This is a genomic window from Pseudonocardia sediminis, assembly GCF_004217185.1.
Classification (GTDB): domain Bacteria; phylum Actinomycetota; class Actinomycetes; order Mycobacteriales; family Pseudonocardiaceae; genus Pseudonocardia; species Pseudonocardia sediminis.
The window spans coordinates 2,364,212-2,376,932 of record NZ_SHKL01000001.1 but is presented as its reverse complement, the minus strand read 5'-3'; the positions used below and the strand labels follow the sequence as shown (position 1 = coordinate 2,376,932).

The window sequence follows — 12,721 nt, the reverse complement described above, 5'->3', positions numbered from 1 at the left end:
GGAGACCGATGTTTGTTGTTCCCGGTTCGATTCCGCGACCGTTCTCGACACCGCCTCAGGGAGCGGCCGGGACGGCGTCCTTCTCGTCGTAGCCGGACACCACGCGGGCCTGCATCGGGAACCGCACCGGGGTGTCGCCGAAGAGCCGCCGACCGGCCGTCGCCGCGGCGGCGTGCACGGTCTCGGCGGCGTCGTCGGCCACCTCGGCGGGGACGTGCAGCAGCACCTCGTCGTGCTGGAAGAACACCAGCTGTGCCGGGCTCTGCTTGCGGCGCAACGCATGTCGGAGCTCGGCGAGCAGCACGAGCGCCCATTCCGCAGCCGTGGCCTGGACGACGAAGTTGCGGGTGAACCGGCCGCGGGCGCGGGCCGGGACGTCCGCCTCGTCGCCGGGACGCGCCGGTGGGCAGGTCCGGCCGAGGTGCGACCGGACGAGGCGTCCCTCCTCCCCCGCCCGCGCCGCGTCCTCCAGCAAAGCCATCGCCGACGGGAACCGGCGCCGCAGCGTCGCCAGCGCCGGTGCCGCGCCACCCGAGGTCTGCCCGTACATCGCCCCGAGCAGGCCCAGCTTGGCCTTCGCGCGGTCGCCGCCGAACTCGGCCGCGGCGAGCGCGGAGTACAGGTCGTCGACGTCCGGGGCCAGGGCCGGCTCGCGGGCCATCGCGGCCAGCACGCGGGGCTCGAGCTGCGCGGCGTCGGCGACGACCAGCCGCCACCCCGGATCCGCGCGCACGGCCGCCCGCACCGCCCGCGGGATCTGCAGCGCGCCGCCGCCGCGGGTGGCCCACCGCCCGGACACCACGCCGCCGACGACGTACTCGGGGTGGAACCGGTTCCCGCGCACCCAGGTGTCGAGCCACGACCAGCCGTGCGCGGCGTGCAGCCGGGCCAGCTCCTTGTAGGCCAGCAACGGCGCGACCGCCGGGTGGTCGACCTTGCGGATCTCCCACGCGCGGGTGGTGCGCAGCTCGTACCCGGCCCGGGCGAACGCACGCAGCAGGTCGGCCGGGGAGTCCGGGTTCACCGCCCGCCCGCCGAACGCGTCGGTGATCTCCCGGGCCAGCCCGGCCAGGCGCGGCGGCCGCCCGCCGAGCACCGGGCGCGGGCCGAGGACGTCGGTGAGCAGCCGGTCGTGCACGTCGGCGCGCCAGGGCAGGCCGTCGCGGCGCATCTCCTCCGCGACCAGCGCCCCGGTCGACTCGGCCGCGACCAGCATCCGCATCCCCGCCGGACCGGCCGCGAGCCGCCGCTGCTGGGCGGCGTGCACGGCGACGACGTCGGCCAGCTCCTCGGAGCGTGAGCCGTTCCCGAACACCCCGGCGCCGGACGAGGCCGCGGAGTCCGGGCCCGCGCCCGCCGGCCCCGGGGCGAGCGGGCCGGCATCGAACAGGCCGGGGTCGAACAGGCCGGGCGGGCCGTCGTCCACCGGTGACGGGTCCGGCCGGGGCCGCCTCCCGTCCAGGCGGGCCACCGCGGCGGCGAGGCCGTGCGGCTCGCCGAACCCGCCGTCCGCGCCGACCAGCAGCCCCTCGGTCAGCTCGACGTCGTGCGCGCGGCCGAGCGGGACCCCGGCGTCGAGCAGGCGGCGGTAGGAGCGGGACCGCGCCAGTACCCAGCGGGGCGACAGCTCGCGTTCCAGCGCGACGACCGCGTCCGGGCCGGGCAGGGCCTCGGCCTCCCCCAGGGGCGCACCGTCCTCGGCGAGCCGCCGGACCCGGATCGGGGCGCCGTCGGAGCCGGGGTCGAGCGCAACCCGCGGCGTCGCGTCCGGTCCCGTCCCCACGCCGCGAGTCTAGGTTCGCCCCCTGACAGTTCCCCTCGCCGCGGCACGGACCCGGTCTCACGGCCGTCCTGCCCGCCGGACGGGCCGGTGTGCGCGGCGGTACGGGTTCGCGGACTCGGGCCGCGGAGTCGGGGTGATCACCGATAGCGTCGCTCCCGCAGCACCACCGACCCCGGGAGGTACCGATGGCCGACGTGACCACCGTCGTGTTCGACGTCAACGAGACGCTCTCGGACATGACGCCGATGGCGCGGCGCTTCTCCGACCTGGGCGCCCCGGAGTCGCTGGGCCCGCTGTGGTTCGCCGCGACCCTGCGCGAGGGCATCGGCCTGGCCGCGTCCGGGGACTCCCGCACGTTCGCCGAGATCGGCCGGGAGACCGCGAAGGCGGTGCTGCGCGGCCACCCGATCGACCGCTCGCCCGACGACGCCGCCACCCACGTCCTGGACGGGTTCCTCGGACTCCCGCTGCATCCGGACGTCGCCGACGGCATCCGCACCCTGCGCCGGGCCGGGCTGCGCCTGATCACCCTGAGCAACGGCGGGGTGCCGGTGGCCGAGAAGCTGCTCGGCGACGCCGGTCTTCGCGACGAGGTCGAGCACGTCCTGTCGGTCGACGACGCCGGGATCTGGAAGCCCGCGACCGCCGCCTACACCTACGCGGCGCGGGTCTGCGGGACGTCGCCGGAGGAGATGGTGATGGTCGCGGTGCACCCCTGGGACCTGCACGGCGCGCACCGGGCCGGCCTGCGCACCGCGTTCGTCAACCGCGACGGCGCCACCTACCCGACCCACCTCACCCCGCCGGACCACACCGTCACCGCGCTCCCCGACCTGGCGCCCCTGCTCCGCTGACACTCGTGCGTCACGACGTGCGTCCAGCGCTCGTCGTGGTTCACGAGTCCGCTGTCGAGCTCCCGAGGAGCAGCGAGACCCACCGGTCGTGCGCGGATATCGTCGCCATGGCAGCGTTTTCCGCGCACGGGTCAGGTGGGGGCTCGCAGGGTGGCCAGGAGCTCCGCCTCGGCGGCGGCGAAGCGGGGGTCGGTGATCACCGCGGCGTCGCGGGGGCGGGGCAGGTCGATCGTCACCTCGGCCACGATCCGGCCCGGGCGCGGGGAGAGCACGAGGACCCGGTCCGAGAGGAACACGGCCTCCCGGACGTCGTGGGTGATCAGCAGCGCGGTCCAGCCGTAGCGGGCGCGAACGCCCTCCAGCCACTCCTGCATCCCGGTCCGGGTGAGCGCGTCGAGCGCGCCGAACGGCTCGTCGAGCAGCAGCACCTCCCGCCCCGCGACGACGGTGCGCAGCAGCGCGGCACGCTGGCGCATGCCCCCGGACAGCTCGGCCGGCCGGGCCCCCTCGAACCCGGCCAGGCCGAACGGTGCGAACAGCGGACGCGCCCGCTCCCGCGCCTCCCGTCGTGGCGTGCCCGCGACCTCGAGGCCGAGCGTGGTGTTGTCGAGCACCGTGCGCCACGGGAACAGCAGGTCCTTCTGCGGCATGTAGCCGAACGTCGTGTCACCGGCGGGCCGGCCGTCGACGGTCACCTGCCCGCGGTCGGGCTCGACGAGCCCCGCCAGGGCGTTGAACAGCGTGGACTTGCCGCTGCCGGACGGCCCGATCACCGACACGAACTCCCCCGGCGCGACGGCGAGCGAGACGTCGTCGAGCACCGCGAGGTCGCCGAAGGAGACCGACAGCCCGGAGACGCCGACCTTCGCCGCCGTCACGAGGTGCCCCGGTCCGGGCGGTACCAGGGCACGAGCACCCGTTGCACGAGGTAGGTCAGGCCGAACAACGCGACCGACAACAGGGCCGTCACGAGCACCGCGGCCAGGACGAGGTCGGTGCGGAACGAGTTCTTCTGCAGCTGCATGAAGATCCCCAGCCCGGACCTCGCACCCACGTACTCGGCGAAGATCGCACCGGTGACGGCGTAGGTGATCCCGATCCGCAGCGCCGTGAAGAACGACGGCATCGCCCCGGGCAGCCGCACGTAGCGGAACTGCTGCCAGCGGCTCGCGCCCATGCTGCGCAGCAACGACGTCGCGTCCCGGTCGGTGGCGGCGAACCCCTCGATCAGCCCGACCGCGATCGGGAAGAACGTCACCAGCGCGATCACCAGCACCTTGGGCAGCAGCCCGAACCCGAACCAGATGATCAACAACGGTGCGATCGCGATGATCGGCAACGTCTGCGACGCCACCAGCAGCGGCACCAGGGCCCGGCGCAGCCACGGCGAGAAGTCGACGACGACCGCCAGCGTCCACGCCACCGCCAGCGACACCGCGAACCCGACGGCGGTGACCTGCACGGTCGGCACCGTGTTCGTCCACAGCGCGTCGCGGAACGCCCATCCCTGCTCCAGCACCCGCAGCGGCGACGGCAGGACCTGCGGCTGCGTCCCCAGCACGGTGACGGCCACCTGCCACACCACCAGCAGCGCGAGCACGATCACCGCCGCCGGCACCACCCGCCCGAGCACCGACGCCGCTCCCACCGAGCCCCCGCGACCCGACCCCGGCGCCACCACCACGGTGTCCCGGGGGGTCCCTTCGCGCCGCGGAGCGTCCCCGAGGATCCCCTCGGGACCCCGGGCGTCGCCCAGCGAGGTGTCGCGGGACGTCGCTTCCGGGGGCGAGCCTCCTCGGGACACGGTCAGGCCGCCGGGGTCAGGTAGTCGTTGGTGAACCAGGTGGAGAAGTCCGGCCGCGTGGTGACCGGCGCGCCGTCCTGGCCGACGACGGAGCCGGAGTCGTAGACGAACCCGGAGAACCCGGCCCACTGCGCGAGCGTCTGCGGACCGACCCTCCCCTGCGCGTCCTTCAGGTACCGCTCGGCGAGCATCTGCTGGCTGCGGTCGACGAGAGCGGGCTCGGTGAACGCGCCCGGGTTGGCGTCCTTCAGCAGCTGCGCGCCCTTCGCCGGGTCGTCGGCGCCGAGCTTATAGCCGCGCTGGGCGGCCTGGACGAACCTCCGGGCCTGGTCGGGGTGGTCACGCAGCCACGTGGAGTTGCCCATGAGCAGGACGTTGTAGGCGTCCGGGAAGCCGTAGTCGGTGTAGGCGAAGGTCTTGAGCGGCTCGCCGCGCAGCTGGGCCTCGATCCCCTCCCACGCCACGAACGGCTCGGTGAAGTCGGCCTGCCCGGCGTAGAGCGCCTCGTAGGCCGACGTGCCGAGCGTGACGGTGGAGAAGTCCCCACGTCCCCCCGCGCCCCGGATGATCGCGCGCATCTTCTCCTGCTCGCCCGGCCCGCCGAACCCGGCGTAGGTCTTGCCGTCGAGGTCCTTCGGGGAGGTGATGTCGGCCCGGTCGGCCTTCACCGCGACCTCGGTGGCCCAGTGCTGCAGCACCGCCATCACCGAGGTGATGTCCGCCCCGGAGCCCTTGGAGTAGGTGAAGGAGTCCTGGAAGCTGACGCCGAACTCGGCCGCGCCCGACCCGACGAGCGTGTCCGGCGACGTCTGGTTGTAGGGCAGCAGCTCGACGTTCAGGCCCGCGTCGCGGAACCAGCCCATCTGCTGTGCCACGAAGAGCCCGGTGTGGTTCGTGTTCGGGGTCCAGTCGAGCGCGACCCGGATCGTGGCCGGGTCCCCGGAACCGCCGGCCCCGCCGCCGGACCCCGAGGACGCCCCGCACCCGGCGAGGACGAGGGACAGCGCACCCAGCACCGCCACCATCACGGTGGAACGCGAGGAACGGGCTGAGAACAGGTGACGACGCACGTCGGCCTCCCTACGCCGGTGTGACCCGGATCAGGTTCGAACGGTCGACGGCCGCCTGCCGCCCTCTCAGCCTCGGTACGTGGGCTCCCGCGGTACGACACCGACCCTACGTCGCCCCCGGCACCCCGGCCAGCGAGGACGCGCCCGTCCCGATCGCCGGGCGTGATCATGGGCCGGGGCCCTCTGCCACGTTCGGCCTAGCCGCTGTGCGGTCGAACCGGCGAGTTCGTTATCGTCCGCCGCAACGCGACGACGCTCGGTGATGGGCTGTGCGTCAAGGGCCGGCCCGTCTCGGGCCGGTGGGAAGGACGACGATGGCGGCATCGCTGATGACCTCGGGATCGCTCGGGCGAGGAGATCCGTCGGGTGCCCTGATCCGGATCGCCCTGCAGCTCGGGGCCACCTCGGTGGCCCACGTCGACGTCGCGGCCATGCTGTCCGGGGTGTGCGTGGCGCTGCCGCCCGCGGCCGGCGTCTCCGGTGCGGTCCTGATGCTCGACGACCCGGCCGACCCCCGTGACCCCGACGAGCAGCGGATCTTCACCTCCGACACCGCCGCCGACCGGATGGCCCTGATCCAGCGGCGCGCCGGGAACGGCCCGGTCCCGGCCGCCGTCCGCGGCGACCGCACGCTCGTCACCCCCGACCTGACCCGCAACGGTCCGCCCGAGCTCGCCGCCGCCGCGGCCGACTGCGGGCTGGTGCGCTCGCTCGTCGTCCCCGTCCCGATCGCCGGACGCACGGCGGGCGGGCTGCAGCTGCTGGGCCGCGCCGACGCGGTCCTCGACGAGAACCTGGCGACGCTGCTGCGGCCGGTCGTGACGATGCTGGCCGCCCGTCTGGCCGACGTCCGCGAGCTGGCCCGGCTGGAGTCGCTCGTGACGGCCCGGGCCGAGGAGCCCCCGGCCGCGGCGTCACCGCCCGTACAGGCCGAGCACCCCGCGCCACCGACCGACGACGCCGAGCCGCACACGACGGCGATCCCCCGGATCCCCTCACCTCACGGGGAGGCTCGGCACATCCCGTCGCCGCAGGCGCCCACGCAGCGGATCCCGGGGCTGACGGTCCCGGCGCCGCGCGCCGAGGTCCGGATGCCCCCGCCCGGCGCCCCGCCGCAGGGCCCGCTGCGCCGGCCGCGGCACCGCCGCGACGAGGACTGATCCCGCACCGCGGGACCGGACACGCGAAACGGGCGGGAACCCGCAGGTTCCCGCCCGTTCGTCTAGCAAAGTCTGAGTCGGCGTGTCACTCGCCGCCCTGCTGCACCTCCACGCCGGACTCACGCAGCTTCTCTGCGTGGGCGCGGCCGTGGTGGCCACAGAACAGAAGCTCCCCACCGGAGGGAAGGACAGCTCGGACCTTGGCCGCCGCACCGCAGCGGTCGCAGCGGTCGGCGAGAGTCAACTCGGGCCGGGTCAGCGTTTCTGGCTGCATAGCGGTCTCCCTCCGTCTCGGCTCCGGGGCCGCCCCCGGTGCCGCATCACTGTGACGACCGCTCTCGCGTGTCGTCCACACTCTTACAGACGCTTCGAGCCCCTGCACGTGTTCCCGGGGCGAGTCGCGACACGCATCACGTTTGATCTCCAAGCGTCGATGCGGTGACGTCGCGATGTACCCGCGGTGACCGGATTCGTATGAAGTTGACTACGGATGAATCATGCGGGGCGGGTGGTCACCCGTGCAACCTCAGGCCTGTTAACTCGGCGTGTCGCGACTACGGTCAGCAACCATGGGGCACACACCGGGATCACCCTCGATCGCCGATCGCATCCCCGCTCCGGTGCTGTTCCTGCTCGGCGGGACGTCGATGTACGTCGGCGCGGCGCTGGCCGTCGGCCTGTTCGACCGGCTCGCCCCATCCGCGGTCGCCGAGCTGCGGCTGATCGGCGCGGCGCTGGTGCTGCTGGCCTGGCGACGCCCCGGACGGGCCGCGTGGGCACCCCGGCGCCTGCTGCGCTCGGCCGCGTTCGGCCTGGCCACGGCGCTGATGAACGTCGCCTACTACGAGGCGATCGCCCGTCTCCCGCTCGGCACCGCGGTGGCGATCGAGTTCTGCGGCCCGGTCGCGGTGGCGGCGCTGGCCTCGCGGCGGCCGCGCGACGTCGCGGCGGTCGTCCTGGCCGCCGCCGGGGTGCTGCTCATCGCCGATGTGCGCTGGTCGGGCAGCCCGTCGGGGGTGGCGTGGGCGCTCGCCGCGGCGGCGATGTGGGCGCTCTACATCGTGCTCGGCAAGCGGGTCGCGCGCGGCGGGAACGGCATCGACGACCTGGCCGTCGGGTTCGCCGCGGCGGCCGTCGTGCTCTCCCCGCTGCTGCTGACCGCCGGGAGCGGCGGCGGGCCCGAGGCCGGCACGCGGGACGGCCTGGTGGCGCTGGCCGAGCCGGGGATCCTGCTGCTCGCGGTCGGCCTGGGCGTGCTGTCCTCGGTCGTGCCCTACGTGCTCGACCAGGTCGTGCTGCGACGGGTCGGGCAGGCCCGTTTCGCGGTCCTCCTGGCGCTGTTGCCGGCCACCGCGACGCTGGTCGGACTGATCGGCCTCGGACAGCGTCCGGGGCTGCTGGAGGCGGTCGGGATCGCCGCCGTCATCGTCGCCGTGACGCTCCGCTCGCGTGACGGAGACGAACCGCCGTCCGGGCCCGGTTCGTCACGCAGCGTCACCGAGAGCCGTTCGGCGCAGGACCGATCGAGTGGATGGGACGTGGCTCACGAACCACCCGGAACGACCAGTGCGCCACGCACCGATCCGTCGTGATCGACGGCGTCCACCCGTTCCGGTGACGTCAGCGCCAGGACCGAAGGGTGGCGATCCGTTCCTCCAACTGGTCCATGTTGGCCATGGCGGTCGGCGGACCACCGCAGTGCCGGCGCAGCTCGTTGTGGATCACGCCGTGCGGCTTGTTCGTCTTGTGGTTGTGCAGCGCGACGAGGGTGTTGAGCTCCTTGCGCAGGGTCTGCAACCGCTCCCGGGTGCTCTGCGGGGCGCGTTCGGCGGGCGGCGGCGGGGTCGGCTCGGTGGCCGGGGTGGCGCGGGCCTGGGCGCCGGTGCGCGGTGAGCCCTTGGCGATCCAGTCCTGCTGGCGCTTGGACAGCAGCGTGCGCACCTGGTCGGGCTCGAGCAGGCCGGGCAGTCCGAGGTAGTCCTCCTCGTCGGCGGAGAACGACGTGCCCTCGTAGATCAGCTGGTCGAGCTCGGCGTCGGCACCGAGCGAGGTGAACGCCTTCTCCTGCTCGCCGGGCTCGTCCTTCTGTTTGTTCGCGTCGTTGAGCTCCTCGTCGTTCCACACCTCCTCGGCCTTGTGCGGCTTGCCGAGGACGTGGTCGCGCTGCGCCTCCAGCTCGCTGGCCAGCGCGAGCAGCACCGGCACGCTGGGCACGAACACCGACGCCGTCTCGCCGGGCCGCCGCGACCGCACGAACCGGCCGATGGCCTGGGCGAAGTAGAGCGGCGTGGACGCCGACGTCGCATAGACCCCGACGGCCAGCCGCGGCACGTCGACGCCCTCGGAGACCATCCGGACCGCGACCATCCAGCGCTCCTCCGAGCGGGAGAAGTCCGCGATCCGGTCCGAGGAGCCGGCCTCGTCGGAGAGCACGACCGTGGGCATTACGCCGGTGACGGTGCGCAGGATCGCCGCGTACGACCTCGCCGCCGCCTGGTCGGAGGCGATCACCAGCCCGCCGGCGTCGGGCATGCCGCCGTCGCGGTGGCTCTGCAGGCGACGGTCCGCGGCGGCGAGCACCGCGGGCATCCACTCCCCGGCCGGGTCCAGCGCGGTGCGCCAGGCCATGCCGGTCTGCTCCTTCGTCATCGGCTCGCCGAGGCGCGCCGAGATCTCCTCGCCCGCGCTGGTGCGCCAGTTCGACGTGCCGGAGTAGGCGAGGAAGACCACGGGCCGGACCACGTTGTCGGCGAGCGCCTCGGCGTAGCCGTACTGGTGGTCGGCACGGCTGCGCGGCGCGCCCTCGGCGTCGGGGACGTACTCGACGAACGGGATCGGGTTGTCGTCGGAGCGGAACGGGGTCCCGGTCAGCGCCAGGCGCCGGACGGCCGGGTCGAACGCCTCGGACACCGCCTCGCCCCAGGACCGGGCGTCGCCGGCGTGGTGGATCTCGTCGAGGATGACGAGCATCCGGCGGTTCTCCGACCGGGCCCGGTGCAGCATCGGGTGCGCCGCGACACCGGCGTAGGTGACGGCGATGCCGTGGTAGTCGCTCGACGTGCCGCCCGCGGAGTTGCGGAACTCCGGGTCGATCGCGATCCCGGCGTAGGTGGCCGACTCGGCCCACTGGTACTTCAGGTGCTCGGTCGGCGTGACGACCGTGACCGCGTCGATCGTCCGGTCCGCGAGCAGCTCACCGGCCACCCGCAGCGCGAACGTCGTCTTGCCGGCGCCGGGCGTCGCGACCGCCAGGAAGTCCTTCGGCTGCGTGGCCAGATAGCGCGCCAGCGCACTGCGCTGCCACGCGCGCAGCGGCCGGGTCTCCGGCGAGGCGAGTTGGGCCTGCGACACACGTCTCCCCTGGTCCGCGGTCTCTTCCGCCCCGTCCGAACGCCTGCGCGGGGAGGAACCGTACGTCCCGGCGACGCTGCCGGGCGGGTGGAGATCGACTTCCACCCCGCCCCGCCGAGTGGACCGGCGAACCGGCTTCCGGGGCGTCGATCAGGGTAGCCGCGCGCCCGGCGCCCGCCGGTCGTGGCCCACCGCCTGGGGGCGTCGTGCCAGGTAGACCAGGGCCGGGGGCAGGTTGGGCCAGATCGTCCGGCTCGCCACGACCTCCTCGAACGCGTCGTGCAGCCAGCGGTGCTGACGGCGGGCCGGCGGCGCCCACCGCGACCAGACGTAGGTGAACTGGGTGAAGGCACCGTCCGGGCGCAGCGACCCGGCGATCAGGTCGGTCAGGCGGGGGCCGGTGGTCGGGTAGGCCGCCCACGGCAGTCCGGAGACCACCACGTCCGCACCGCCCAGTCCCCGCTGCGCCAGCAGGGCCGGCAGCTCCGCGGCCCCGGCGACCGCCACGTCGATCGCGGGGTGACGGCGGCGCAGCATCCCGGCCAGCCGCGGGTTCAGCTCGACGGCCAGGTGGTGCCCGCGCCCGCCCAGGCGCTCCTGCACGAGGTCGCTGAACGCCCCCGTCCCCGGCCCGAGCTCGACGACGACCGGGTCCCCGGTGCCCGGCACCGGCGCGCAGACGACCTCGGCCAGTGCCCGCGAGCTCGGCGCCGGGGCCGCCGTGCGGGCCGGGTCGCGCAGGAACTCGCCGAGGAACCGCGCCCGCTCCGCCGTGCCGCCACCGCGGTCGGTCCTGGTCGCCATGATCCACCTCTCGCCGGGTCGCCGGGGTGTCCGGCGAGGTCACGTCGCCGCCACGATGTCCGACCCGGCTGACCGCGCGCGGGCCGCGGGGTGAACGGCGCCCGTCGCGACCGGGGAGGGAAGATGGACCGGTCGCGGGTGGTCGCGGCGACGGGCAGGGTGGGGACGTGGGCGGGATGACCCTCCACGGGAGGGATCGTCGATGAGCGGGCGGGACGACACGGGCTCGACGGGTGGCCTGCGCCGCCTCCTCGCCCCGCGCGCCACGGCACGGCTCGCCGTGAGCATGGCCGGGCGCCCGCTGTCGGTGCTCCGCCGCGGCGCCGGCCTGGTGGCCGACCTCGGGGCCGTCGGGCTCGGCACGTCGACGGTCGCCCCGCACCGCGCCGACGAGCGGTTCGCCGAACCGGGCTGGCTCACCGACCCGATGCGGCGCCGGGCGATGCAGACCTACCTGGTCACCGCCGGAGCGCTCGCCGGGCTGCTCGACGACGCCACCGCACGGGACGACGGCGCGGGAGCCTGCACCCCGGGCCTGGGCGCCGACGACGAGGCCCGCATGCGGGAGATCCTCACGATCGTCTCGGACCTGATCTGCCCGGCCCGTCCGGCGGAGGCACCCGCCCCGGCGCCGCCACCGGCCGTCGACGCTCCGGTGTTCACCCCACCGGACCCGGCCGGGCCGTCCACCCCGTTCGACACCGGCACCCGGCGCCACGACGTCGCCGGCCCCGTCCCCGGCCGCGACATCGCCGCCACCCCGGGCGCGGTCGTGCTGCGCACGCCGATGTGCGAGCTGCTGCAGTACCTGCCGCAGACCGATCAGGTGCACGACGTGGCCGTCCTCGTCGTCCCACCGCTCGTGCACCGCTACTACCTGGCCGACCTCGCGCCGCGGCACTCGCTCGTCGAGCACCTGGTCAGGTCGCGGCACCAGGTGTTCGCGCTGTCCTGGCCCGACCCCGGCCCGGCCGAGCGTGGGCGCGACCTCGACGCCTACGTCGCGGCCGTGCTCGACGCCGTCGACGCCTGCACCCGGATCACCCGGCGTCCGCGGATCGCGCTGCTCGGCGTCCGCACCGGAGGTCTGCTCGCCGCGGCCGTGCAGTCGCACCTGACCGCGATCGGGTCCGACGACCGGATCGCCGCGTCGGTGTACCTGGCCACGGTGCTCGACCAGTCCGCGGCGCTGCCCGGTTTCCGGCTCGACCCGGGAGCGACCCGCGCCGCCACCGACCTCGCCGCCCGCGACGGCGTGCTGGAGGGCCCGGTCGCGGCCCGTTCCTGGACCTGGCGCAACGGCGGCGAGCAGGTCCGGCCCTACGAGGTCACCCCCGCCTGCGCCCACGGCCAGATCTCGGAGTCCGCGCGTGGGGCGCTGCAACACTGGTCGGCGGACCTGCTGCGGATGCCCGCGGCTCTGCACGCCGACCTCGTCGCGCTCGCCTCCGCCGACGCCGACCACCCGGGCACGACGGTCCTGGGCACGCCGGTCGAGCCGCGCCTGCTGACCCGCGACGCCTACCTCGTCGCCGCCGCGGACGACCCGGTGCAGCGCTGGACGGCCGGCTACCGCACCGCGGAGCTGCTCGGCGGCCCCTGCCGGATGGTGCTGGCCGGCGGTGACCAGGCGGGCGCACTGCTCGTCCCGCCGGACCGCGCGTCCGCGGCGTCCTTCCGGGTCGGCACCGAGCCGGTCACCACCGGCGCGTACTCCGGGCCGGACGACTGGCTCGAGCGCAGCCGCGAGCGGCCCGGCTCCTGGTGGGACGACCTCACCGAATGGCTGGGCGCCCGATCCGGCACCCTGCGCGACGCGCCTCCGGAGCTCGGCGGACGACGGCTGCACCCCCTGTTCCCGGCCCCCGGGACGTACCTGACCCGCTGAGCGACGC

11 protein-coding genes are annotated in these 12,721 nt (G+C 74.8%); 4 read left to right on the top strand and 7 right to left on the bottom strand.

Translation table 11 applies throughout. The features are described 5' to 3' along the window. Nucleotides 1-55: 55 nt before the first annotated feature. Nucleotides 56-1,783 carry a bifunctional 3'-5' exonuclease/DNA polymerase gene (locus tag EV383_RS11130; RefSeq protein ID WP_130289846.1) on the bottom strand — a complete coding sequence of 576 codons (1,728 nt, stop codon included), beginning with the start codon at nt 1,781-1,783 and terminating at the stop codon, nt 56-58. A gap of 185 nt (nt 1,784-1,968) precedes the next feature. On the opposite strand from EV383_RS11130, the gene EV383_RS11125 reads away from it, so the two are divergent. Beyond that, entirely contained in the window at nt 1,969-2,637 is a 669-nt protein-coding gene (locus EV383_RS11125; RefSeq protein WP_130289845.1) for a haloacid dehalogenase type II, read from the top strand. A gap of 131 nt (nt 2,638-2,768) precedes the next feature. Here the strand turns inward: EV383_RS11125 and EV383_RS11120 are convergent, their stop codons facing one another. The 3 genes from EV383_RS11120 to EV383_RS11110 form a co-directional block, all read right to left on the bottom strand. Then, a complete protein-coding gene (locus EV383_RS11120; protein ID WP_207223488.1) occupies nt 2,769-3,515 on the bottom strand; it encodes an ABC transporter ATP-binding protein in 747 nt (248 codons plus the stop codon). Further along, entirely contained in the window at nt 3,512-4,285 is a 774-nt protein-coding gene (locus tag EV383_RS11115; protein WP_242623023.1) for an ABC transporter permease, read from the bottom strand. Before EV383_RS11115 ends, EV383_RS11120 begins: the two co-directional genes overlap by 4 nt. Nucleotides 4,286-4,443: 158 nt before the next feature. Continuing rightward, nucleotides 4,444-5,511 (bottom strand): ABC transporter substrate-binding protein, encoded by a 1,068-nt coding sequence (locus EV383_RS11110; RefSeq protein ID WP_242623022.1) that lies wholly within the window; start codon nt 5,509-5,511, stop codon nt 4,444-4,446. Nucleotides 5,512-5,825: 314 nt separating this feature from the next. On the opposite strand from EV383_RS11110, the gene EV383_RS11105 reads away from it, so the two are divergent. Beyond that, nucleotides 5,826-6,671: a GAF domain-containing protein gene (locus tag EV383_RS11105; RefSeq protein ID WP_130289843.1), complete on the top strand. Its 846-nt coding sequence runs from the start codon at nt 5,826-5,828 to the stop codon at nt 6,669-6,671. 85 nt (nt 6,672-6,756) lie between these two features. On the opposite strand, the gene EV383_RS11100 is transcribed toward EV383_RS11105, so the two are convergent. Beyond that, nucleotides 6,757-6,945, bottom strand: a complete 189-nt coding sequence (locus EV383_RS11100; RefSeq protein WP_130289842.1) for a DUF7455 domain-containing protein — start codon at nt 6,943-6,945, stop codon at nt 6,757-6,759. A 295-nt stretch (nt 6,946-7,240) separates the two neighbouring features. On the opposite strand from EV383_RS11100, the gene EV383_RS11095 reads away from it, so the two are divergent. After that, nucleotides 7,241-8,263, top strand: coding sequence for an EamA family transporter (locus tag EV383_RS11095; protein WP_242623021.1), 1,023 nt, complete (start codon nt 7,241-7,243; stop codon nt 8,261-8,263). A gap of 28 nt (nt 8,264-8,291) precedes the next feature. On the opposite strand, the gene EV383_RS11090 is transcribed toward EV383_RS11095, so the two are convergent. Then, nucleotides 8,292-10,022 (bottom strand): DEAD/DEAH box helicase, encoded by a 1,731-nt coding sequence (locus EV383_RS11090; RefSeq protein WP_130289841.1) that lies wholly within the window; start codon nt 10,020-10,022, stop codon nt 8,292-8,294. Nucleotides 10,023-10,172: 150 nt separating this feature from the next. Continuing rightward, a complete protein-coding gene (locus EV383_RS11085; RefSeq protein ID WP_130289840.1) occupies nt 10,173-10,826 on the bottom strand; it encodes a class I SAM-dependent methyltransferase in 654 nt (217 codons plus the stop codon). A 202-nt stretch (nt 10,827-11,028) separates the two neighbouring features. Here EV383_RS11085 and EV383_RS11080 point away from each other — a divergent pair, with 202 nt between their 5' ends. Continuing rightward, on the top strand, nt 11,029-12,714 hold the full coding sequence (locus EV383_RS11080) for a hypothetical protein (protein ID WP_130289839.1): 1,686 nt from the start codon (nt 11,029-11,031) through the stop codon (nt 12,712-12,714). Nucleotides 12,715-12,721 lie beyond the last annotated feature (7 nt).

Bases quoted from the DNA above. Each gene is read 5' to 3' on its own strand.
- EV383_RS11125 (WP_130289845.1), top strand. From the start codon at position 1,969: ATGGCCGACGTGACCACCGTCGTGTTCGACGTCAACGAGACGCTCTCG.
- EV383_RS11105 (WP_130289843.1), top strand. From the start codon at position 5,826: ATGGCGGCATCGCTGATGACCTCGGGATCGCTCGGGCGAGGAGATCCG.
- EV383_RS11100 (WP_130289842.1), bottom strand. From the start codon at position 6,945: ATGCAGCCAGAAACGCTGACCCGGCCCGAGTTGACTCTCGCCGACCGC.
- EV383_RS11095 (WP_242623021.1), top strand. From the start codon at position 7,241: ATGGGGCACACACCGGGATCACCCTCGATCGCCGATCGCATCCCCGCT.
- EV383_RS11085 (WP_130289840.1), bottom strand. From the start codon at position 10,826: ATGGCGACCAGGACCGACCGCGGTGGCGGCACGGCGGAGCGGGCGCGG.
- EV383_RS11080 (WP_130289839.1), top strand. From the start codon at position 11,029: ATGAGCGGGCGGGACGACACGGGCTCGACGGGTGGCCTGCGCCGCCTC.